The sequence below is a fragment of the Nodosilinea sp. LEGE 07088 genome (assembly GCF_015207395.1).
Taxonomy (GTDB): Bacteria; Cyanobacteriota; Cyanobacteriia; order Phormidesmidales; family Phormidesmidaceae; genus Nodosilinea.
Window position 1 is genome coordinate 1 of the sequence record NZ_JADEWX010000096.1, and the last position, 22,508, is coordinate 22,508.

General features: G+C 55.7%; 21 protein-coding genes and 1 pseudogene. 8 read left to right on the forward strand and 14 right to left on the reverse strand.

The window, feature by feature from the left end; translation table 11 throughout:
- A partial coding sequence (locus tag IQ254_RS19035; RefSeq protein WP_193967742.1) for a glycine--tRNA ligase subunit alpha occupies positions 1-526 on the forward strand: 526 nt, incomplete at its 5' end.
- A 21-nt stretch (positions 527-547) separates the two neighbouring features.
- Here IQ254_RS19035 and IQ254_RS19040 read toward each other — a convergent pair.
- From IQ254_RS19040 to IQ254_RS19050, 3 genes are all read right to left on the reverse strand, one after another.
- The gene (locus IQ254_RS19040; RefSeq protein WP_193967743.1) at positions 548-2,332 is read right to left on the reverse strand and encodes an ABC transporter ATP-binding protein; all 1,785 of its coding nucleotides are present in this window, start codon (positions 2,330-2,332) and stop codon (positions 548-550) included.
- Between the two features lie 304 nt (positions 2,333-2,636).
- Positions 2,637-3,803, reverse strand: a complete 1,167-nt coding sequence (locus IQ254_RS19045) for an alanine--glyoxylate aminotransferase family protein (RefSeq protein WP_193967744.1) — start codon at positions 3,801-3,803, stop codon at positions 2,637-2,639.
- A 179-nt stretch (positions 3,804-3,982) separates the two neighbouring features.
- Positions 3,983-5,482, reverse strand: coding sequence for a sensor histidine kinase KdpD (locus tag IQ254_RS19050; RefSeq protein WP_193967745.1), 1,500 nt, complete (start codon positions 5,480-5,482; stop codon positions 3,983-3,985).
- A 243-nt stretch (positions 5,483-5,725) separates the two neighbouring features.
- Between IQ254_RS19050 and IQ254_RS19055 the strand changes: the two genes are divergently transcribed.
- Complete coding sequence (locus IQ254_RS19055; RefSeq protein ID WP_193967746.1) at positions 5,726-6,052, forward strand: DUF3155 domain-containing protein; 327 nt, start codon at positions 5,726-5,728, stop codon at positions 6,050-6,052.
- Positions 6,053-6,288: 236 nt separating this feature from the next.
- Here the strand turns inward: IQ254_RS19055 and IQ254_RS19060 are convergent, their stop codons facing one another.
- The 4 genes from IQ254_RS19060 to ntcA all read right to left on the reverse strand — a co-directional run bounded on the left by IQ254_RS19060 (position 6,289) and on the right by ntcA (position 9,708).
- Complete coding sequence (locus IQ254_RS19060) at positions 6,289-6,825, reverse strand: cofactor assembly of complex C subunit B (protein ID WP_313887498.1); 537 nt, start codon at positions 6,823-6,825, stop codon at positions 6,289-6,291.
- A 73-nt stretch (positions 6,826-6,898) separates the two neighbouring features.
- Positions 6,899-7,288, reverse strand: a complete 390-nt coding sequence (locus tag IQ254_RS19065; RefSeq protein WP_193967747.1) for a PadR family transcriptional regulator — start codon at positions 7,286-7,288, stop codon at positions 6,899-6,901.
- Between the two features lie 226 nt (positions 7,289-7,514).
- Positions 7,515-8,921: a DUF3084 domain-containing protein gene (locus tag IQ254_RS19070; RefSeq protein WP_193967748.1), complete on the reverse strand. Its 1,407-nt coding sequence runs from the start codon at positions 8,919-8,921 to the stop codon at positions 7,515-7,517.
- 115 nt (positions 8,922-9,036) lie between these two features.
- The gene (gene ntcA, locus IQ254_RS19075; protein ID WP_193967749.1) at positions 9,037-9,708 is read right to left on the reverse strand and encodes a global nitrogen regulator NtcA; all 672 of its coding nucleotides are present in this window, start codon (positions 9,706-9,708) and stop codon (positions 9,037-9,039) included.
- 479 nt (positions 9,709-10,187) lie between these two features.
- On the opposite strand from ntcA, the gene thrC reads away from it, so the two are divergent.
- Together thrC and IQ254_RS19085 are read left to right on the forward strand one after the other, a co-directional pair.
- Entirely contained in the window at positions 10,188-11,489 is a 1,302-nt protein-coding gene (thrC, locus tag IQ254_RS19080) for a threonine synthase (protein WP_193967750.1), read from the forward strand.
- A 142-nt stretch (positions 11,490-11,631) separates the two neighbouring features.
- Positions 11,632-11,907 carry a MoaD/ThiS family protein gene (locus tag IQ254_RS19085; RefSeq protein ID WP_193967751.1) on the forward strand — a complete coding sequence of 92 codons (276 nt, stop codon included), beginning with the start codon at positions 11,632-11,634 and terminating at the stop codon, positions 11,905-11,907.
- A gap of 140 nt (positions 11,908-12,047) precedes the next feature.
- Here the strand turns inward: IQ254_RS19085 and IQ254_RS19090 are convergent, their stop codons facing one another.
- The 6 genes from IQ254_RS19090 to IQ254_RS19115 form a co-directional block, all read right to left on the reverse strand.
- On the reverse strand, positions 12,048-12,488 hold the full coding sequence (locus IQ254_RS19090) for a YbjQ family protein (protein ID WP_193967752.1): 441 nt from the start codon (positions 12,486-12,488) through the stop codon (positions 12,048-12,050).
- Between the two features lie 2 nt (positions 12,489-12,490).
- Complete coding sequence (locus IQ254_RS19095; protein WP_193967753.1) at positions 12,491-12,838, reverse strand: YbjQ family protein; 348 nt, start codon at positions 12,836-12,838, stop codon at positions 12,491-12,493.
- A gap of 182 nt (positions 12,839-13,020) precedes the next feature.
- Positions 13,021-14,862, reverse strand: coding sequence for an ATP-dependent zinc metalloprotease FtsH3 (gene ftsH3, locus IQ254_RS19100; RefSeq protein WP_313887499.1), 1,842 nt, complete (start codon positions 14,860-14,862; stop codon positions 13,021-13,023).
- Between the two features lie 156 nt (positions 14,863-15,018).
- Positions 15,019-15,819 carry an aminotransferase class IV gene (locus IQ254_RS19105; RefSeq protein WP_193967754.1) on the reverse strand — a complete coding sequence of 267 codons (801 nt, stop codon included), beginning with the start codon at positions 15,817-15,819 and terminating at the stop codon, positions 15,019-15,021.
- Between the two features lie 55 nt (positions 15,820-15,874).
- Positions 15,875-16,504 (reverse strand): hypothetical protein, encoded by a 630-nt coding sequence (locus tag IQ254_RS19110; RefSeq protein ID WP_193967755.1) that lies wholly within the window; start codon positions 16,502-16,504, stop codon positions 15,875-15,877.
- A 37-nt stretch (positions 16,505-16,541) separates the two neighbouring features.
- Positions 16,542-18,068 (reverse strand): N-acetylmuramoyl-L-alanine amidase, encoded by a 1,527-nt coding sequence (locus tag IQ254_RS19115; RefSeq protein ID WP_193967756.1) that lies wholly within the window; start codon positions 18,066-18,068, stop codon positions 16,542-16,544.
- 139 nt (positions 18,069-18,207) lie between these two features.
- On the opposite strand from IQ254_RS19115, the gene IQ254_RS19120 reads away from it, so the two are divergent.
- The gene (locus IQ254_RS19120) at positions 18,208-19,452 is read left to right on the forward strand and encodes a DNA double-strand break repair nuclease NurA (RefSeq protein ID WP_193967757.1); all 1,245 of its coding nucleotides are present in this window, start codon (positions 18,208-18,210) and stop codon (positions 19,450-19,452) included.
- 330 nt (positions 19,453-19,782) lie between these two features.
- Positions 19,783-20,796, forward strand: a complete 1,014-nt coding sequence (locus tag IQ254_RS19125; protein ID WP_193967758.1) for a WD40 repeat domain-containing protein — start codon at positions 19,783-19,785, stop codon at positions 20,794-20,796.
- A gap of 84 nt (positions 20,797-20,880) precedes the next feature.
- On the opposite strand, the gene IQ254_RS19130 is transcribed toward IQ254_RS19125, so the two are convergent.
- Positions 20,881-21,624, reverse strand: a complete 744-nt coding sequence (locus tag IQ254_RS19130) for a succinate dehydrogenase/fumarate reductase iron-sulfur subunit (RefSeq protein WP_193967763.1) — start codon at positions 21,622-21,624, stop codon at positions 20,881-20,883.
- 146 nt (positions 21,625-21,770) lie between these two features.
- On the opposite strand from IQ254_RS19130, the gene IQ254_RS19135 reads away from it, so the two are divergent.
- Both IQ254_RS19135 and IQ254_RS19140 read left to right on the forward strand, forming a co-directional pair.
- Complete coding sequence (locus tag IQ254_RS19135) at positions 21,771-22,127, forward strand: translation initiation factor (RefSeq protein WP_193967759.1); 357 nt, start codon at positions 21,771-21,773, stop codon at positions 22,125-22,127.
- Between the two features lie 4 nt (positions 22,128-22,131).
- Positions 22,132-22,508: pseudogene (locus IQ254_RS19140) on the forward strand (S-layer homology domain-containing protein); the annotation flags it as partial.

Below are 22,508 nucleotides of genomic sequence, written 5' to 3' on the forward strand. Positions count from 1 at the left end.
GGCCTGGGGCGTGGGCTGGGAGGTCTGGCTAGACGGCATGGAGATTACCCAGTTCACTTACTTTCAGCAGTGCGGGGGAATTGATTGTCGGCCAGTGTCAATTGAGCTGACCTACGGGCTGGAGCGATTGACGATGTATCTACAGGAGGTGGATGCGATCGCCAAAATCCAGTGGAATGAAACGCTCACTTACGGCGACATCTACATGCAGGCCGAGATCGAGAACTCGACCTATAACTTTGAGGCATCAAATTCAGAGCTGTTGTTTACGTTGTTTGACCTCTACCAGCAGGAGGCCGAGCAGCTCATGGATCGAGGGTTAGTGTTGCCGAGCTACGACTATGTGCTGAAGTGTTCTCACACGTTCAATTTGTTGGATGCGCGAGGAGTGATTTCGGTAACGGAGCGGACTCGCTACATTCGTCAGGTGCGGGGGTTAGCTCGGCGAGTAGCCCAGCTTTATTTAGAACAACGGGAGAAGCTGGGCTTTCCACTGCTGGATCGCGCTGATCAGAGGGTTGCTTAGCAGCCGCTGTAATCTTTGAAATTAAGCCTGTAGCTCGTGAAGGTTGGTATAGAGACCTTGCGCGGCCAGAAGTTCTAGATGGGTGCCGATTTCTACAATTTGCCCTTGATCAAGCACGACTATCTGGTCGGCGCGGCGGATGGTGGAGAGACGGTGGGCGACGACAAAGGTAGTGCGGCCTGCCATGAGGCGGTAAAGGGCAGACTGGATTAGCGATTCGGAGGCGGTGTCTAGCGAGGCAGTCGCTTCATCCAGGATTAGGACTCGGGGATCGCGGATCAACGCGCGGGCAATGGTAAGTCGTTGACGTTGTCCACCAGATAATTTGGCTCCATTTTCACCGATGAGGGTGTCTAGTCCCTGGGGTAGGCGGCGAATAAATTCGTCGGCATTGGCATCTTCGATCGCCTGGTGTAGCCTAGTTTCGTCTATGTTGTCGGTGCCATAGAGGACGTTTTCGCGGACGGTGCCCTCAAATAGGATGGTGTCTTGGGAAACGACGGCAACCCAGCGGCGGTAGGTGCGTAGATCGAAATTATTCATATCCTGACCATCAAGGTAGAGGGTACCTTGGGTGGGACGTAGGAAACCAATGACTAGATTGATTAGGGTCGATTTCCCGGCTCCGGAGGGCCCAACCAGCGCGACGGTTCGCCCCTGGGGAACGGTGATTGAGATGTTTGTCAGGGCCGCGTGGGTCTGGTGAGGATAGGCAAAGCTGACCTGTTCAAAATGGAATTCTCCTTTCACACTCGCGATCGCAGGTTTTTCTTGGTTCTGCTCTAGGTCAGGGCACTCTAGCACCTCCCCGACGGAGCGAATGGCCTCAAAGCCCGTGGAGATTTGGGGCATGACCGTCAAAATCATCACCATAGACTGAGTGAGGGTATCAAAATAGCCCGATAGCAATACGACATCTCCAGCGGAGAGATCGTAGCGGCCCTGATAGGCTAGCCAGGCAGCGGTGATGAGGCACAATCCATTGAAGGAGCGCAGCGTTACCCAGGTAGAGGAGTTGGTAATCGCGTTGATGGTATCGAGGCGCATGCCCGCCTGCTTAACGGCTTCGAGCTGTTGGTTAGTGCGGTGCATGGCTTCAGCCTCAGCGCCGTGGGCACGGGTGACAGGAATCAGCTTGATGGCTTCGCTGAGGTTGGCCGACATCGTCTCAACCTGTTTGCGAAAGACGTGGTTGCGATCGCGCATCGGCTTGCGCAATACCCAGATCAACAGCACCGCAGCGGGCACGGTGGCGAAGAAAAATAGTAAAAACCAGGGGGCGCGGCGAGCGGTAATGACAATTGCAATGATGATAGTCAGCACCGCTGAGGGCACAAACTGAAACAGATAACTGGTGAGCTGCTCAATTTTTTGCACGTCTTGCAGCAGCTTGGCCTGCAAAACTCCGGTACTACGCTGCCAGTGAAACCCCATGGAAAGCTCTTGCAAGCGCTGGGTCATGGCCGAGCGGAGATTGGCTTCCATCTGTCGCGTGGCCGCACTCATTGCTCGAATGTGGAGGTAGTGCATCGGCAAATTTTGCACAATCAGCACCCCTAGCCAGGCGCCATTGAGCCATAGCTCGCGCAGATCATGCTGATTGGGCTGAGCGACAATATCAACTACATTGGCAATGATTAGGGGCCGCGCCCACTCAGGACTGTGCTTGACCAGATAAAACCCAAACGACCTGACCAATTTAGGCCAATCGTTTTGGTACAGCCGCACTAAGGTAAGTAGGGGCGCATCACTGCGGTATTGGCTGGTGAGTAGATGAGAGACTGAAGATCGAGACGGTTGAGTCATTGATACAGGCTAGAAAAAGCTTCAGCCTAGATTTCATGCGATCGCACACTGATTCCGCAAATGTCCTTGGGCAAGTACAGGGGCAACAATGCCAAACATAGAACACAACACCCCAGCCTTAACCTCAGCACCCTCGGTTCCTCAGGGCACCAGTACAGCTTTGTGGCGGTTCTATCGCCAAAGCCCTCGTGTTCGAGGGGATACATAAAGCGCGTATTTCACCTCCCTAGCTCCTTGCCCTACGCAACCGTCACCAAACGTGCGCTAGAGGCTTCTAGGGCAGTATCCCGCAGCATCGAGGACATTAGTTTTTTTGGTGCAACACCGTACCTAGCGCATTCAGCAAAGTATCCACATTCTCGGTTTGACTGTTGTAGCCCATGAGGCCAATACGCCAGACCTTGCCCCCCAATTCGCCTAGACCACCACCAACTTCGATATTATAGTCAGCCATTAACCGCCGACTAACCGCCTTCGCATCGACACCGTCAGGTACCCGCACGGTGGTGAGGGTGGGCAACCGCAGGGATTCTTCCACATGGCAGGTGAGACCCAAATCTTTTAGCCCATCCCAGAAATAAGCCGCTGTTTGCTGGTGACGCTGCCAGCGAGCCTCTAACCCTTCTGCGGCCAATAAACGCAGCGCTTCCCGCAGTGCATAGGTTAAATTGACCGGGGCCGTATGATGGTAGACCCGCTCTGGCCCCCAGTATTTGCGCAGTAGGGCGGCATCGAGATACCAGTTGGCCACAGGCTGGCGACGACGATCTAGCTTAGCCACAGCCCGAGAGCTCATCGTAAAAGGAGAAATGCCTGGGGCGCAGCTCAGCCCTTTTTGGCTACAGCTATAGGCCAGATCGACCTGCCATTCATCTAGAAGAATGGGCACACCGCCCAAACTGGTGACGGTATCCACCAGCAGTAGACAGTCGTGGGCAGCGCAAGCCGCCCCAACCCCTTCGAGGGGCTGACGTACCCCGGTAGAGGTTTCGGCATGGACGATCGCTAGCACGGCAGGCCGATATTGCTCTAGGGCAGCAGTCAGTTCATCGAGGGTAAAGGCTTCACCCCAGGGCCGTTGAATGGTAACAACGTCAGCCCCATAGCGCTGGGCCATGTCTACCAAGCGATAGCCAAAATAGCCCTTGACAGCAACTAGAACGCGATCGCCCGGTTCCACCGCATTTGCAATCGTGGCCTCCATCGCCGCTGACCCAGTACCAGCCACCGCATAGGTGAGTGAATTGGCCGTCTGCCAGGTATAGCGCAGCAGGTCTTGCACCTCGTCCATCATCGCCAGATAGGCCGCATCGAGGTGACCAATAGGCTGGTGATTCATGGCGGCAATCACCCGAGGGTCAGCATTAGATGGCCCAGGCCCCAGCAAAAGTCGTTCAGGCACTACCAGAGGGCTGAGGGCAGCAGGCGGAACCAGGCGGATAGACACATCGGGAGAGAGGATAGTTGCCATAGATAACACCGAGGATTGCGACGACAAATATGGGGGTCTTAACTGCTTTAATTCTCCTATGGAAACGACCATCTGTAGCGTTAGATACACATACACCTTAAATCTTTAAGGCTGCTATCGTCACTCAAGATAAAACCATGCTCCCAGCCGTCAGGTTTGCTATTCAACGCTGACAGCGCCTATTCAGACCAAACCCGCAGCCACACCACAAACAGCGAACCAGGATGCTCGGGATAGGCCGCAGCCTCAGGGGGTAGCCAGGGAGTGCCCTGTACCGGACTAATTAAATCGATGTGTCCCCCCATGCCCTGTACCAAATCTTGCACAATCGCCAGCCCTAACCCAGTACCGGGAATAGTCCCCGCAGCCTGTACTCCGCGAAAATGACGGGAAAACAACTGCGCCTGATCAGTCTCAGGAATCCCAACTCCGGTATCACCTACGGCAATACCTTGAAATATCTGATGGTTGAAGTGTTGCACCAGCCCAGCGGTAACCCACACTAGCGATCCGGTTGGCGCGTACTTTAGAGCGTTATCGAGCAGGTTATAAAGCACTTCGCCCAGGGCCAATGGATCCAGCCAGACCGGGGGCAGGGCGGTCGGGACATGGTGAGTCAGCTGTAGTCCTCGCTCTTGGGCTAGGGGTAAAGTCGATTGCACTAAGGGAATGGCGACATCTGCGATCGCACCCGGCTCTACCATCAACGACCGACCCAAACCGTGGCCCTGCCCGGGGGTGATGGTTAAAACCGATGCTGAACTGCTCTGATTTGTATCCACAGGCAGCTCCTCGGTGCCCCCGGCCTCAGTTCCTGGCAACAGCAATCTACCAACCGAAGGAAACACCGACTGCTCCAAAGTTTCATCCCCCTCAGCCACAGCAGCATCAAAATGCTGGGCCAGCTCTTGCAGTCGCTTACTCTCACGCACAATGCCTTCAACGATGGGGCGATTTGTGTCCTCAGGAGACAATCGCTTGACCATCAGCTTGCCGAACGTTTGCAGTGCCGTTAATGGGTTCCGAAATTGGTGCAGCAGATCGTGAAACGTATCTGACTGGTCAACCTGCGCCAACCGATGCTGGGTCAGCTGACGCTGAAGCCACTGGTTGCGCTGATCCATGACGCAGGCCAGGGCCAGGGTATTAGCGACCTGTTCCGCCTGCTGGTAGTCACTTGATGTCCAGGGATGGAGATGACGATTGCTAACCATCATGCCCAGCACCACCCCATCATGGGCTAGGGGCAAAACCAAAGGATAAGCAGTATCTGAATTCTGGGATGTTGTCTTTGACTTCACATCTGACGACATTGCCACACTGTCATCATCCCCACTCTCATAGCCCTCGACTGGACTAGGAGGAAGGGGAAAAGATTGATCTACATCGGCTAAGCGCTGCAATGAATCCTGCTGGGGTTGCTCAGCAGACCGAGGGATCGCTTGACCACCACCCAGTTCAGTCTCAGCATCAGCAAAAATCCCCAACCCCTCACGCAAACCAATCCAGGGATCAGCTGTCTCTGGGTAAGCTACCAACGGCACTAGCGTCGGCTCTATCGACTCTGCCGTAGTCTCAGCCAGATACACCACCGTCGATACCGATCCCAAAGCCTGGGTCAGCAAAAACACCTGAGACTGACATAAAGCAACGAATTCAGAGCTGGGAGAGCCAATCATGGCAGCGCAACATTAGAGTGTGACGGAAGAAAAATTAAAGTTTTGTCAATTTTTTAACAATTCTGTTCAGGCTCAAATCCACTAAACACCCTTGTATCCTTTACAAGCCATGGTGTTTGGTGCCCCTGACCAGATTTTTAAGAGAAGTTGAAATTCTTATTTTGAGCCTATATACTTGGCCTGGTTAACAAATTTTGTAACCGAAACTACATCCAAATATCCAATGAGAGGGAGGTAGGCAACTTGGCAAGGAGACGCAAACGTAAGAGTCGTCGTCGCTTAGAAGGCCGTCGCATCTTGGAAGCTGTTCCTCAGTATAGTATTGAGAGCGGCAACGAAAAACCCGTAACCGCAGCTCGGAATTTTATCCATTCCGAGGGCATTGCCCCCCCAGCCCTGCTGCTGGTTAAACGGAACGAGCACACCACCGATCGGTACTTTTGGGCCGAGAAGGGTCTGTTTGGAGCCCAGTATGTAGAAGAGAATCATTTTCTCTTCCCTAGTCTTAGGGTACTGCTTGGCGAAGATGAAGAGGAGAACGCTTCAGCCTTGGAGACTCTGACTCACTAGCTCTTCTAAGTTACGAATAGGTTTCCTGTTGACTTAAAGAATCGACAGGATCTAGTCTGACATAGGTTAAATCCACTAAAAAGGAGCGAGTCCTGGGACTCGCTCCTTTTTTCTCCCTAAGAGTATTCCATCTAAAAAAATATCCCGATCAGGAACGCGAACTTGGCCCAGTGGGCCGGTCGCGGAGAGACCCCGGATAGGTATTTAGTTGGAACCCTCTAAGCTAAATAATCAAACTAATTTTTGCGATCCAAAGCTTGCCCTAGCGCGATCAATTCATCGCGATGGGCCGTGATAGAAATCTGAGGTTTAGCGTCTGGTATCGAGTTTTCAGGGCTAGTGCATGAGATCACCTGTAACTGAATGTCTTCATCTCGATCGGCTCCGCGCCAGTAAAACAGCCCAGCGACTGGGGCTAAACCTAGCAACCCTAAAAAGCTGGCCCCATAGACCGGCCACAGCTTAGCTAGCACTAAGGCAAAACAAAGGGCTCCGATTGCGGCCAGCGTAGTTAGGAAGACAGCCAGAAACAAGCTGGGACTTACCCTCCCACGTAGCGTAATGCGCTCAGGAGCGGCAGCTACACCGATGACTGCATAGGAGCGGGCTTCAAAATGATCGGTGAGTTCTTTCAAAAGAGTCAGTGGATCGTCCGGAGACGGCAAAGTGAGCGTTTCAATGCGGTCTTTAGTAGAAGCACGAATAAAAAAGACTAACCCCACCACCATCAGTAGGGTCAGCAATAGCGTGGAGTAGGTTACAGTTTCGGTCACGGTTGGGCCAGGCAGCGGTACTCTTCTAGGGTACGAAATGATGGATCATTCAGGTAGACTAAATCGGCCGACATCATCCCCGGGGGGAGGAAAAAGCGGGACTTTGAGTAGAAGTCTGCCGGATCGGATCGCCCATGTAGGTTTTCCAAAACTCGGCTAACTCTTCAGCCTGAAGCCGCCAATCAGGATTGAGGCGATACATTCGACGAGGCCGACCTCTACCCTCTACCTTCTTCCAGTAACCGTCGATGGCATTTTCATCCTCTAAGAATTTAAGTGCGCCATAGAGCACAGTGTCTGACAGACGATAGTGAGGATAATGCAAGGTCAGCCGCTGGATCAATTCGGTGCCGTAGGAATCTTGCTGCAGTAGTACAGATAGCACGTAGCAAACGGCCAGTTCTTTGTTGAGGTAGATGGGCGGTGGATCCTCGAAGAATTGATAGATATCGGCAAATTTCATGGGATCGCTCCAGGTAGGTTAAGGCTCGCCAACCCTGGATAAACCAGGGCTAGGCTGGATGCAAAGCAACCTATTCAGCAGCCAAAGAGAATAGGCTAATTCTAAACACAGGTGATCCCCACGGTATCGAAGTAGTGGCAGATGGTAACTATCTGCAAATTTTTTTAGACATTATTAAATATTAGCCGCCAGAGATAATTCAAGTGGATCCCTATATCGATTAAGGTCACTCAATATTTTGCAAATCACCGTTGCGGCCCAGGGGAGGTTCAGGTTCGTTGGTGCGGAATAGAATGCGTCCGTCGCGGGTAGCCACCAGTTGAATTTGCACTGGCCCAGCCGTAAAGATATCAGTGGCAGCAATCGCTTGAAGGTCCAGGGCTTGCCCTGACTGTTGGACGGCTTCGAGAAAGGTCAGAATAGTCTCGGGTCGATTATCCCCTACTTGTAACGTGTCGCTAACAACGCCGTCTTGACGGGCCCGAAACTGGGTTGCTGCCAGCAATAGGTTGAGGCGCTCGACCAGTTGGCGCTCGTTGAAGGGCGGTGACTCTAGGATGACAGTGGCTAGACGCTCGCCTGGGGCGTAAATTTGCTCGTTGGGGGTAGAGTCTATAAACACCTGTACACAGGGCTCACCCCGTTTCAACACGCAGGGTTCGCCAGTGATGTAGTTGGCTGCAGACAGGAGACGCACGACATAATCTTCGCCTGTGGCTAGGCGATCAACCAGGGCGTCAACTTCTCGATTGCTAATGAGCAAAATTTGCTGATCAATAACGGCTCCTGGCGCAATGGCTCGGGCCACCAGCCGATTGGCTTCAAACAAAAAGCTGTCTACGAAGTCTTCGGCTTCCTCGCGGGTTTCTGCTCGCCCTTGACCCACCAGAATTTCTTGATTGCGGTTAAGGGCTATGTTGCCTCGAAACAATCCCTGAAATTGATTTTGCAGGTCGGCAACCTGCTGTTCTAAAAAGTCTTGCTGGGCTTCGAGGCTGGCAAGTAGCTGTTCCCGCTGGGTAATCTGCTGGTCACGAGCCGCGATTTGTCGGTCGAGTTCGGTGATGGCGCGATCGCGTTGGGCAATCTGGCTACTAATAGTGGCTTGCTGCTGGAGGAGGCGATCGCGCTGTACTCTGAGGTCATCGGTAGACTGTTGCAGGGCCGCCGCCTGCTTTGATACGGTATCGAGTTGATCGACTGTTGTGCGCAGCTGAGCCTCAGTTTGTTCTTGCTGTGCTACCGCTTGATTGAGCGACTGATTAATATCCTGGAGGCGGCTCAATGCCAGTTGCCGCTCCTCACTGGCAGAGGCTAAATCAGCCTCCACGCTCTCCTGGGTATCCATTGCCTGGGCAAGCTCGGCTTCAGCAGTGGCGAGATCGGCCTGAATTTTGCCCAACTCAAACACCCCAGTGCGCAGTTGACTACTGACCCCAAATAAAATTGCCAGGGTTGACGCCGAAATTACGCCACCAGTGGCAATACTGACCACCGTGGCCGTTTGCCGGGGGCGCAGGTTAAATAGGCTCAGACGCGCTTTGCCCACCCGCATACCGATGCGATCGCCCAGGGTAGCAATCACGCCCCCCAGCATTAAGACCGCCAAAATTAGTACGTACCCAGAAACCATGCACCAGCCAAAGGTGGAGTTTGCATTTACTCTACTGCATGGCCTTAACCCTGTGCGCCCAAGTCGGCCTCAGTCAGGCTCCTGGTTGGACTACAGCACCTCGGCTAAAGCCCAGTTAAGTGAACTGCTGACTTAGGTTAACCGGGTCATGGACGGTAATCTTCTTTTTATAGATAGAAATCATGCCCTCTTGGCGCAGATCACCCAATAGGCGAGTAACGGTCACCCGCGTAGACCCGATAGCCTCAGCAATGGCCTGGTGCGACAACTTGAGATCGATGGTGATGCCATCCTGGCTGGGAACGCCAAAGTCGCGACAAAGAATGAGCAAAAAGCTGACCAAGCGAGAGCCCATATCGCGGTGAGCTAACGTCTCAATCATCATCTCGGTCTGCAAAATGCGCGATGACAGGCCCCGCAGCATTAGTAACGCCAGTTCAGGATTCTCTTCCAGGGCCTGCTCAACCTGCTCAATGGGCACTGACAGCAACTCTACAGGGGTAAAGGCGACGGAGTGATAGAAGCGATCAGAGCGATTACCCGTGATCAGTGACAAGACTCCAAACACGCTATTTTCGCGCAGGAGGGCGACTGTAATCTCTTCGCCAGCCTCGTACACCCGAGACAACTTAACCGCCCCTTTTAGTAAAAAGTAGACGCGCTCTGCCGGATCGCCCGGGAAGAAAATCGTCTTACCTCGATCATAGGACTCAACCACCGGCGGGAAGGCTCCCCCGGAAAGTTGGCGAAATACATTAGCAAGGGGCTTATCTTGGGTCACTACCATATCGTTCTGCTAAGAGCATGACAAAAGTCATCTGCCTGAGACTGGCCACCAGGGTGCGAGGCAAAATCCCAAATTACAGAGCACCATTGGGCACCAAGCATAAAGCAGTTTGAGCGGTCTGGCACGCAGGACAATACGAACGTTCCATGACTTTAAATCACTTAACCTTAACTCCAAGGGGAGCGTTTGTATAACACACTACTTTGCTGTTCTCCAGACCGACTTTTTGCCCGATCGAGTCAATGTTAAAGCCTGGCCAGGCCAAATCAACTCCCAGGAATCAAGCGATTTAGGAGCAGCAGATCCAGAGAGGACGTGGCCCGCCAGTCCAATCAAACCGCTAATCGAATCAGACATGAAAACATACCCGACTTTTTTAGTCGGGTATGTTTGACTGGAGATTGCCAGCAGTGGTAAGTTCTGACTACTTGAATTCTGAACAACCTGTCACCTATTGAAGCCAACATAGAGAAAACGCCATGACGCAGTCTATCGAACGCTCTCTTGCCACGACTCCTACCTTTTCAGCACTCAAGTGCCGCGAGTGTGGCGAAACCTATGATTTAGGGGCCAAGCATGTGTGCGAGGAGTGTTTTGGCCCGTTAGAAGTGGCCTATGATTACGACGCGATTCGTCGGCGTGTTACCCGCAGCACTATTCAGGCTGGGCCGCTGTCAATCTGGCGCTACAAAGATTTTCTGCCGGTGAGTACCGATAGCCCCATTGACGTGGGCACCGGCATGACTCCCCTGGTGCGAGCAAACCGTTTGGCGCGTCAGCTGGGTTTGAAAGAGCTCTACATCAAGAATGATGCCGTCAACATGCCCACCCTAAGCTTCAAAGATCGGGTAGTGTCGGTGGCGTTGACGCGTGCCCAGGAACTGGGCTTTACCACTGTATCGTGTGCCAGCACGGGCAATCTGGCTAACTCGACGGCTGCGATCGCAGCCCATGCCGGTCTCGACTGCTGCGTCTTTATCCCCTCCGATTTGGAGGCGGGTAAGGTTCTGGGCACGTTGATCTACAACCCCACGCTCATGGCTGTACAAGGGAACTATGACCAGGTCAACCGCCTCTGTTCTGAGGTGGCCAACACCCACGGCTGGGGATTTGTCAACATTAACCTCCGCCCCTACTATTCTGAAGGCTCTAAAACCCTAGGCTTTGAAGTGGCCGAGCAATTGGGCTGGCGCTTGCCCGACCACATTGTGGCCCCGCTGGCTTCGGGCTCACTGTTCACCAAGATTTACAAGGGCTTCCAGGAGTTTGTGAAAGTTGGGTTGGTCGATGACAAGCCCGTACGCTTTAGCGGGGCCCAGGCCGAGGGTTGCTCTCCTATTGCCCAGGCCTTTAAGGAAGGCCGAGACTTTGTCACGCCAGTGAAGCCCAGTACTATCGCTAAGTCGATTGCCATTGGCAACCCTGCCGACGGCATCTACGCTCTCGATATCGCTCGCAAAACCAACGGCAACATTGAGGCTGTCACTGACGCTGAAATTGTTGCCGGCATGAAGCTGCTGGCTGAAACCGAGGGTATCTTTACCGAGACCGCTGGCGGTACCACGATCGCGGTACTCAAGAAGCTAGTAGAGGCTGGCAAAATTAACCCGGATGAATCGACCGTCGTCTACATTACTGGCAACGGCCTGAAAACTCAGGAAGCCGTACAGGGTTATATCGGCGAGCCCTTCGTGATTGAGCCCAAGCTAGATAGCTTTGAGCGTGCCCTAGAGCGGTCTCGCACCCTTGACCGCTTAGAATGGCAGCAGGTGCCTGTTTAAGCTCTACATAGCCATGGGTTGCCGAGTCAGAGGTAGCAATTCTGGCCTCGGCAACCTACGCGAGCTCTGGAGAGAGCCCTAAGGGGCGATCGCAGAGCTAAATCCTGGTTTAATTGACCTAAAGTCTGACTTAGATACCGACATGGCTGTAAAAGTACTCATTCCAACCCCTCTGCAAAAATTCACCAACAACCAGGCCACCCTTGAGTGTGATGGCGGCACTATTGTCGAGTTGCTCAATGCCCTAGAGAGCGCTTGCCCTGGGATCAAGGCTCGCCTTTGCGACGATGCCGGTGAGTTGCGTCGCTTCATCAATTTCTACGTCAACAGCGAAGACATCCGCTTTCTCGACGGCAAAGACACCGCTCTCAGCGATGGCGATGAGGTCAGCATTGTACCGGCCGTCGCAGGGGGCTAGGTAGTCCTGCCCCGTCAGGAGGCTATGCATTACCGATGCCCAGCGCCCTCAAGATGGTTTATCTTGAGGGCGGCTAATACTATATGGCCTAAACTGGCGGTGCTTAGCTGGGACAGCTCTCCTATGTGGCTTACCGAGAATTATCGAACACCTGTACCATAGGCCATCACCTCCAGAGCGACAACGCCCTTACCACTGTTGCCACTCAGCTCAGCGGCTTGAATGCGAATATTAACCACCTGATCGGCTCCCCAAGCTTGGGCCGACTCTTCCATGCGCAGCAGGGCTTCTCGGCGACCTCGTTCGAGCAGGCTTTCGTAGACCGTAATGCGGCCGCCCAACAAGTTCATTATGCCCGCTATAAAGGTCTTAAAGAAGTCGGATGATACCACCACACTGCCGACAAACAGCTGCGCCTGGTGAGCCTGGGGTAGCAATACTTTAGCCCCAGCGGTGCTCAGCATCAGCCCTTGAATGGCCTGCTCGCGCTGCTGCAAACTACGAAAATGCTGCTTTTCAACCCGGGTCCCAAAAAAGTAGCCAATTCCCAGCAGCACGGCCAGAATAATCAGACCATCCATCGCTACTCCACCCGTACGGCGGTGCCGTAGGCGAACAGTTCTGCTGCCCCTTGGGTCAGTGATGAGGTGGCAAAGCGAACGTTGACAATGGCATTGGCACCGCGCTGCTGGGCCTCCTGCACCATGCGGTTAGTGGCCTCTTGGCGGGCCTCTTGCAAGAGTTCGGTATAGCCCTTGAGTTCACCGCCTACAATATTTTTGAGCCCCGCCGCAATGTCGCGGCCGAGGTGCTTAGCCCGTACCGAGCTGCCCTGCACCAAGCCCAGCTGTTGGGTAATGGCCTTGCCAGGAACGGTTTCGATGTTGGTGAGAATAATGTTTGATCCAATAGATCGAGGTTGAACGGTCATCGCGTGCGGCCTAGAGCCCGATAAAACAACCACAACCCTAGCCTCTGAGATCATCGACGTCGACGGTTGTTAACAGTTTGCCCACTATTGCTTGCAAACTGTTACATGGGAACGCAAAAGAAAAGGGATGCCCGCGCAGGACATCCCTTAAAGCGTTCTAATCGGTCACTATGGGCCGATATCTACACAATCGAAGCCATGCTGACATCGTTGGTCGCTAGCAGCTGCTGGAGCTCTTCTGAATCCACGGTTTCTTTGTCAACCAGCATATTAGCCAGCTGGTCGAGCACATGGCGGTTGTTAGTGAGCACCTGTTTGGCCCGGATGTAGGCCTGATCGACCAGTCCGCGCACTTCAGAATCGATCGTAGCAGCGGTCTCCTCAGAGAAATCGCGCTCGGAAGCGATGTCGCGGCCTAGGAACATATTGCCCTGCTGGCGACCCAGGGCTACGGGCCCCAACTTGTCACTCATGCCAAAGCGAGTGACCATTTGACGCGCTACGCGGGCCACCTGCTGCAGGTCGTTAGAAGCCCCAGTAGTAACTTCCTCTTCACCAAAGATAATCTCTTCGGCAATCCGGCCACCGAGAGCAACGGCCATCTGATTTTGCAGGTACGAGCGGGAATAGAGTCCCGACTCGAGGCGATCTTCACTGGGAGTAAACCAGGTGAGACCACCGGCACGACCCCGGGGAATGATGCTAATTTTCTGCACCGGGTCGTAGTCGGGCATCAGCGCACCCACCAGAGCATGGCCCGCCTCGTGGTAAGCAACCAGTTCTTTACGCTTTTCGCTCATGACCCGATCTTTCTTCTCAGGGCCAGCCAGCACTCGGTCAATGGCATCGTTGACCTCATCCATGGAAATCTCGGTGAGGTTGCGACGGGCGGCAAGAATGGCTGCCTCGTTCAGCAGGTTGGACAGGTCAGCCCCGGTAAAGCCAGGGGTGCGGCGGGCAATCTTCTGGAGATCGACATCTTTAGCAAAGGTTTTGCCGCGGGCATGGACATTCAGGATTTCGAGCCGACCGGCGTAGTCGGGACGATCGACCACGACTTGGCGATCGAATCGACCAGGTCGCAGTAGAGCCGCATCCAGCACGTCGGGACGGTTGGTAGCCGCAATGATGATAATGCCGGTATTGCCCTCAAAACCATCCATTTCGGTCAGCAGCTGGTTGAGGGTTTGCTCACGCTCGTCATTGCCACCGCCGAGGCCTGCACCCCGCTGACGACCGACCGCATCAATCTCATCGATAAACACGATACAGGGGGCGTTGGCCTTAGCCTGTTCAAACAGGTCACGAACGCGGGATGCCCCCACACCCACAAACATTTCTACAAACTCAGAACCGGAGATGGAGAAGAAAGGGACACCTGCTTCCCCAGCCACGGCCTTAGCCAAGAGAGTCTTGCCGGTTCCGGGAGGGCCGACTAACAACACACCCTTGGGAATCTTGGCACCGACGGCGGTGAAGCGATCGGCATTTTTAAGGAAGTCAACTACCTCGGTCAGCTCGAGCTTGGCCTGCTCGATCCCGGCCACGTCGCCAAAGGTGACCTGAGTCTGAGGCTCCATTTGGACGCGGGCCTTGGATTTACCAAAGTTCATGGCCTGGTTGCCAGGACCGCTCTGGGCTCGGCGCAGCACAAAAAAGAGCACCCCCAACAGCAAAACAGGGATTAGTAAGGTGCTGAAGGCCCGCACCCAGACGCTATCGTCGCTCTGGGGCATAACCACGATATCGACGTCATTGGTCTCCAGGGTGCTGATCAGCTCTGGATCGTTGGGCAGGTTAACAATCACCTGGCCGTTGCCTTCGGGGTCAGTAAAGCGAGCACGGGTGCGATCGGCGCTGATATCGACGCGCTCGATCTGATTGTTTTGCACCGCATTCAGAAACTGGCTATAGCGCCAGGTCTGGGTTTCAGGGCCGGAACCATCAAAAATGGCCGTTGCCAATGCAATCACTACAACGACCAGCAGGGCATATAAACCTGCATTTCTCCACCGTTTGTTCACCGTGGTAATGCCTCCACTAACTTCTTGGGGTGAGCTGTTTCTAATGAACCGATTGCTAAGGGCTAACGCTTAAACAAGCCGTTTTTAATTAGAAGGATATTAACTTATGTTAACGCCATCTGCCGGAATGGGCTAATGTGACGTTGATATTAGATCTCAATTAACTGCGAATGCAGTCCGTAAAGCCTCCAGGGCGGGGTGTTGAGGGTTAAACTCCAGTTTACTGCGATCGCATACAACTGTGTGAATAGGCACTACCTGTACCCCTGAGTTGCTATAAGCCAGTGCTTCAAAAGCCTGAGCCACCTCGGGAGTCCAGAGAATTTCTTTGGCAGGTTCGCACCGCTGGTGCAGGTGCGCGACTAGGTGCTGGCGCGTGATGCCGGGCAACATATCACCCCCAAGACTGGGCGTGTGCCACTGGCCTTGGGCCCAGCCCCAGAGATTGCCAGTGCTGGTTTCCAGCCAATGGCCCTGGGCATCTACCAATATCGCTTCCTGAGTACCCTGCCGTTGGGCGGCTTGTAGGGCTAGCCAAGCGCCCAGATAGTTGCCGGTTTTGTAGCCGGGATGCGATCGCCGATACCGATCCCCCGCAGCGACCCAAGCCCCAATGCCCTGAATCTGTATCTGAGCCAGATCGGGAGCTAGGCTGCGCCCGGTGATCAGCTCGCGACCATCGGGGAAACAGGTGATGCGCAAAAGGGGATAGTCCTTTAATAGGGCTTCAGCCCCCTGCCTCACAGTAGGCCAGTCGGGGGTGAGCCAGCCAAAATGGCCAAGAACCTGTACCAACCGAGCCTGGTGAGCTGACCACTGGGTCAACGGATGCTCCAGACTGCCACCGTAGATGCGCAGGGTAGTAAATACCGTGGCGCCGTACAAAAAAGCCGGGTCGTTAACAGCGAGGGAAACATCAGGGCCCCGATAAAGTTGTCCGCTAAACCAGTAGCTCATCTCGATACCATCGCCCAAGATTCTGAATTGGCTGCAGCAATCCTCTATGGATAACTCATGCGGCTCTGGAGAGACTGAGGGCACTGGGCACCCTGGTTTTTGATTCCAGCAAAAAAACCAGCGCTTTAGCCTGTTGTCGCAGCCTGTCCCACTGCTGGTCTGTGGCAGACATAATAAATTCCTCAGCCTTGATCACGGCAGCGGCCTGGGAGTTGTTTTTAAGCAGGGCTAGAAATTCTGTGTAGGTGACGAGCTGGGCATCTTGGATCAACATTTCCCCTAGCTGTATCCGATGGTAATAAAGAAAGTTGTGGTCATCTAGGCAACCGTTGAGGGCATGCAGATTGCCCTTTAGCTGGCGCTTAAAGGCCTCATCGTAGTTTAATTTGGCATAAATCCCCTCGGTGGTTAGCAGGCTTTCCTGGGCCAGAACCCTGGCTAAGATATAGATAGATGTTTGGCGAAAATAGGCATCGCCCATGATCGCTCTGCCACCCCCGTCAAGCAAGTTGTTCAATCGGTAATAGAGCGATTCGACCGCATTCTGCAGCTGAAGCAGATGGACCTCGATGATTTCGCGGCGCTCCTGGTGAGCCATCGAACGCCGCTGAAAATAGTATTGGATTAGCGCGCCAATCAAAGTGCCTAGCCCAGCAAAGACAAGGGCGCGGAGTTCATTTGTCATATCTATGCAGGAAGTCAGCGGCCAGAACCATGGGCACCTACGGCCCCTGCTGAATATATTGCAGAATGCCTCGGGCGATCGCCTGGGCCATGGTTTCGCGCCAGGCGGGGTCAGCTAAACGAGGGGCATCCTGGGCGCCGGTGACAAAGCCCACTTCCAGAAGGGCGGCGGGCATAGCCGTTTGGCGCAGCACGTAAAAGCGGGCCTGCTTGACGCCGCGATCGCGCATGCCGGTCGCCGCCAGCATGCTGGCTTGCAGGGTAGCCGCCAATCGTTGCCCCGTAGCAGAGGCATGGTACGACTCAATGCCGTTGACATCGGGGCGACTGAGGCTAATCGCGTTGGCGTGAATGCTGACAAACAGATTGGCCTGGGCCCGATTGGCAATATCGGCGCGATCTTGCAAGCCCAGGGTAATGTTTTCCCGCCGAGTCATGACGACAACCACGCCCTGGGCTTCGAGCAGTTCAGCGACCCGCTGAGAAATCGGAAAAATCACCTGTATTTCTTGTAGGCCGTTGATGCCCACGGCACCCGGGTCTCGACCCCCGTGACCGGGGTCAATGGCGACCACCACCCGCCCGCTGGGGGCCGTGGGTAGCGATGGGGGCGTGGCGGGAGCCTCTGCCGACCGCGTAGGCGGGGGCTGAGGATTGGCGGGACGAGGGGTCTGGGCCTGGGTCTGGGCCTGGGCCTGGGGCGGCGGTGTGTTAGGGGCCGTCGCCAGCGGCGGCGGTTCATCGGACACACTACTAATGGGTACACCGCTGGGAGGCAGCACAATTACGCCGCTACTGTTGCGCAGGGCCCGCCAGTCAGGGCTAGTAGGGGCCAATTTGAGGGTGATCCGGGTGGAGGGTGGGCTACTGGGCTGCTGGGCCACATCCCAGGTGATGATGCTGTAGCGGTAGTTGGGTAAATCGGCCGGGCTGAGGTTGGTGGCAACGGCTGTATTGGGCAGATCGATGACGGCGAAGCGATTGTCAGCATTGTCAGTGGTGAACTGTACCACCGGGGTAGGGGCGTCGCCGCTCAGCCGAATTAGAAACCCATCGCCGGTGGTAACCACGCCCGTCAGAGTGGCCGCCGCCCCACTGCCGGTATTGCCCTGCACCTGGTTAGCGGTCGCTGTAGGGGGCGGGATAGCACCCGTGGGCGGCGCCGCTGCCGTGCTCAGGGCGGGGAGCTGCACCGCCCACTGGTTAGGGCGCAGACCCTGCACCCGCACATCCTGAGGGTTAAGGCCGTAGCCCGCAGACAGTTCAATCACCAGGCGAGCGGTTTGGCTGTCAAACTGCCCCGCCCGCACCTCGCGAACGGCCCCCCCGACGGCCTGTCGAGTGCTGGTGCTACCCAGCTGAGTATTAGGCAGATCGATCACAATGCGGGTGGGGTTAACCAGTAGCTGCGCCCTGGGTTGCACCTCACTGTCGGTGGTGAGCACCAGCTGATTAGTCTGGGCATCAAACCACCAATACTGAAGCGTCGCCGCCCGGGCAGGGGCGACTATAACCAGAGTGCCCAGGGTTGCCAGCATCCCTGAGGTGAGCCACTTCGACTCCATAAGCACGACCAACGACACGATCAACTACCAAGCCAAACGACAGTATACCGATGGGCGCGAAAGTGGCATCCGTAGGTCGCAGATTATGACGAAGTTTTCTTGAGGAATGCTAGTATAGACGTACCAAATACTCTTCCCTATGCTCGACCTGATGAAGCTGGCCCGGCAGATGCAGGGTATTAGCCAGCACCTCAGCCAGGAGGCCGCCGCTGCCCAAGAGCGCGTCACGGTTGCTCGTCGGCTGCTGGCTAATGCCGCGATCCATCAGGCGCATTTGGTGGGTCAGGCCGAAACCTGGGGCGATCGCGCCCCCTTTACAGCGGCCCAGCCGGTTGAGCCCCTCACCCAGCACCCGCCCATCGCCGCTGCCCCCGAGGCCCATACCGTCATCGCCACCGACGGATCGCAAATTTCTCCCAGCCATCACGAAATTGCCTACTGCTACTTGATCAATGTGGGCCGGGTGGTGCTGCACTACGGCCAGGGGCGCTTTCCGCTGCTAGACAGCCTGCCCGAGGTGGTATACCGGGCTGAAGATCTTTACCTGTCGCGGCAGTGGGGCATCAGCACCGAAGAATGGATGGGGCACCGCCGCACCGTAGCTGAGGCGGTGATGTTAGCCGAGCTGGGAGCAACCGTCCACAACAGTGTGGTCACTGCTCCAGCCTCGCCGGATCCAGCACCCGTGCTGGCACTGGTAGATGGATCGTTGATCTACTGGTTTTTAGAGGCGCTGCCCGCCGAAGCCCGCGATCGCATTCTGCCGCCCATCCTGGCCGCCTGGGAGCAGTTGCGCCAGCTCGGCATTCCCCTGGTGGGCTACCTCAGTGCCAGCCGCAGCGGCGAAGCGATGAATTTTTTGCGGTGGGCGGCCTGCCCCTTTCCCCAGCCCGACTGCCAGACCCACTGCACCAGCCCGGAGGGCAACCTGGGCGATGGGCAAAGCCCCGCCTCTAAGGGCGAACGCGCTCCCTGTGGCCGATTTTTGCCCCTGCGGGATGCCACCTTTTGGGCCATGGAGCTGGCCCCGGGCGAGCGCAGCCCCTTCTGGCGCAGCACTGCCAGCATTTTAGACAGCTACGGCGATCATCGCGTTTATTTTTGCTACCTCCATGTGGGACCAGAGGTGGCGCGGGTAGAAATGCCCCAGTGGGTGATGGCTGATGAGGCGCTGCGCGATCGCGCCTTGAGTATGGTGCTCACCCAGGTGCAAAAGGGCTACGGCTATCCGGTAACACTGGCGGAGGCTCACAACCAGGCGGTGGTGCGCGGCGGCGATCGCACCCGCTTTTTTGCCCTGCTCGAACAGGAAATGATTCGCGCCGGACTTAAGCATGTTGGCACCTCTTACAAAGAGGCTCGCAAACGGGGCAGCATCGCCTAGAGCATTGGTACAGTATGGCTAAAAACCCGGTTTCTTGGTCACTGCCCTAACGGCATGACTGGCATTCTGGCCGAGAAACCGGGTTTCTGTACCGGCGTTCTAGGGGCTGTCATCAATTAACGGCTGATGGCCCGAGAATCAGCGGTTACAGCCCCTAACCTGTTTTTGGGATCAGGATGGTGGCCAGAACTGATGACACGCCCTAAAAATTCACTTTTCGGAATAGGATGCAGGCAGGGTGTAGTGAACGATGAGTCATGCAGGCTGGCCCCAGTCTGTGCCAATAGTCATCGTTACCGACAGGGAACCATGTTGATTCGTAGCCTTACTATGCCTCCCGAATCTCAGCCCCAGAGCAACCCCGCTGGTAATTTCTCTAGCTTTGAGCTGGTGGATATGACCACGGCCCTCAGCCGGACAGCCGAGAATACTGCTAGAAATGCCCCCCGCATCGCCAAGTGGGCCTGCGCCCGAGTGCTAACCGGCCACGGCAGCTGGGTGCGATCGGTTGCCGTCAGCGCTGATGGCAACTTTATTATCAGCGGCAGCGGCGATAAGACTGTACGAGTATGGCATTTGGCCACCGGCAACCCGGTACAGGTGATCGATGGCCACCGCGCCTGGGTACGAGCCGTAGCCGTCAGTCCCGATCGTACCTGTTTTGCCAGTGTCAGCAACGACAACATCATCCACCTTTGGGATTTCACCAGTGGTCGTTCTCTGGGTCGCCTAGAGGGCCATACGAGCTGGGTGCGGGCAGTGGCGTTTAGCCCCAACGGTAAATATCTGTTTAGCGGCGGCCAAGACAACAAGATTTGCGTTTGGCGAGTTAGCGACCAGGCTTTAATCAACCGCTTTAACGGCCATAGTCATTGGGTGCGGGCGGTCGCCGTCAGCCACGACGGCACGACGCTAATCAGCGGCAGCCAAGACAAAACCGTGCGTCTATACCGCATCAAAGGGCGTGGCAGCAACCATGTGCTCAGCGGTCACACCGGGGAAGTGCTCTCGGTGGCCGCCAGCCCCAATAACTGGCTTTTGGCTAGCGCCAGCGCCGACTGTACCGTGCGCTTTTGGAAGCTCAACAGCGGGCGCGAAACCACCTGCTTTAAGGCCCACCCGGCCCCGGTCAACAGCATCGCCTTTAGCCCCGACGGCAACCTCCTGGCCTCCGCCAGCAACGACAGCACCATTCGTCTCTGGGATATGGAACGGGGCCGATTGACCGCTATATTGCAAGGCCATGAGGGCTGGGTCTGGGGGGTCGATTTTGCCCCCGATGGCAAAACTCTGGTCAGCGCCGGGTGGGATGGGACGGTGCGGATCTGGCGATCGCAGTCATAGCCCAGCCGATCCAAGTTTTGAGTTTTGAGTTTTGAAGGCTTAGTTTTGAGGTGTTTGACCCCGGCAAAATCTAAAACTCATTCCCTAAAAACCGGTCATAGCCCGGACATACTCCCGTCGCATGGTGGCGATCGCATCGATGGAGATGCCCTTGGGGCATACCGCCTGGCACTCGCCATGGTTGGAGCAGTCACCAAACCCTTCGGCAGTCATTTGTTCGCCCATGGCCAACACCCTAGTGTGCCGTTCGGGGTGACCCTGGGGTAACAGGGCCAGGTGGGCTACCTTGGCCGCCGTAAATAGGGACGCCGAGGCGTTGGGGCAGGCGGCGACACAGGCTCCACAGCCGATGCAGGCGGCGTAGTCGAAGGCCGCGTCGGCTGTGGCTTTGGGTACGGGGATAGCGTTGGCCTCGGGGGCGGAGCCGGTTTTGACGGAGATATAGCCCCCCGCCATCTGAATGCGATCGAAGGCGCTACGGTCTACCACCAGGTCTTTGATCACCGGGAAACCGCTGGAACGCCAGGGTTCCAGGGTAATTTTGTCACCGTCGTTAAAGTGGCGCAGGTAGAGCTGGCAGGTGGCGGTCTGGGGTTGCCCACCGTGGGCTTTGCCGTTGATCATCACCCCGCAGGAGCCGCAGATGCCCTCACGGCAATCGTGGTCAAACTCGATGGGCTCAGCCCCAGCCTGGATCAACTGCTCGTTGAGCACGTCGAGCAGTTCTAAAAACGACATGTCGGGATGGGCATCGGCCACGGTGTAGGTCTGAAACTGGCCAGGGGTGTTGGCACGGGCCTGTCGCCAGACCTTGAGGTGAAGTTGCATAGACAAAGGGTTGCAGATGTGACGCTCCAGATATCAGTGTAACGATGCCTCAGGGAGAAGCACCCATCAATTTTCAGAGCTGAGGCTTGAATGCCATTCAAAAATCCCCTGCCGATGGTATAAATCAGGCAGTCTAGGAAATTGCTATGGCTAAGGGGAAAATCAGATCGGCCAATAGCTCTGGGGGGGAAGAGCGCAAGGTTTACCAAGAATTTGGCCCCGCCGACCCCATGGCAAGGGGGATACCTGATCGCCCCCCCAACCAACAAACTGTGCGGGTGCAGGTCAGCCGCAAAGGACGCGGCGGCAAAACCGTCACGGTGATCACCGGGTTTGAGCACCAGCCTGACTCCCTCACGGCTTTAGCTAAACAGCTCAAGGCCCAGTGCGGCACCGGCGGCACCGCCAAGGACAATGTGATTGAAATTCAGGGCGACCATGCCCAAAAACTGGTAGAACTGCTGGTAGCCAAGGGCTATAAAGCTAAACGGAGCGGAGGTTAGCGGTATGGGGTGGATGGGTAAGGGGTGGATGCGATCGCTGGTGGGTTTTGCCGCAACACTAATACTAACGATCAGCGGGCCGGGGATTTTGCCATTGCTGGCTCAGGTCGGCGGCCCAACGGTTCCTTCTGTCGCCGCGACCAAGCAGTTTCCGCCCCAGGGTGACGTCAATGGGGTGCCTGCCATGGCACCGTCGCCCGTCCCAATCGACATTCAGAGCTACTGGGCCAAAGACTGCATTACCGCGCTGGCTCAGCTGCGCTGGCTCAGCCCCGATGCCAGCGGCTTTTTCTACCCCGATGAGCCGATTCTCTGGGGCGACTATGTGACCCTGTTAAATCAGATTGAGCCCCCCGGCCCCGCCCAGGATTGGGCCAACCC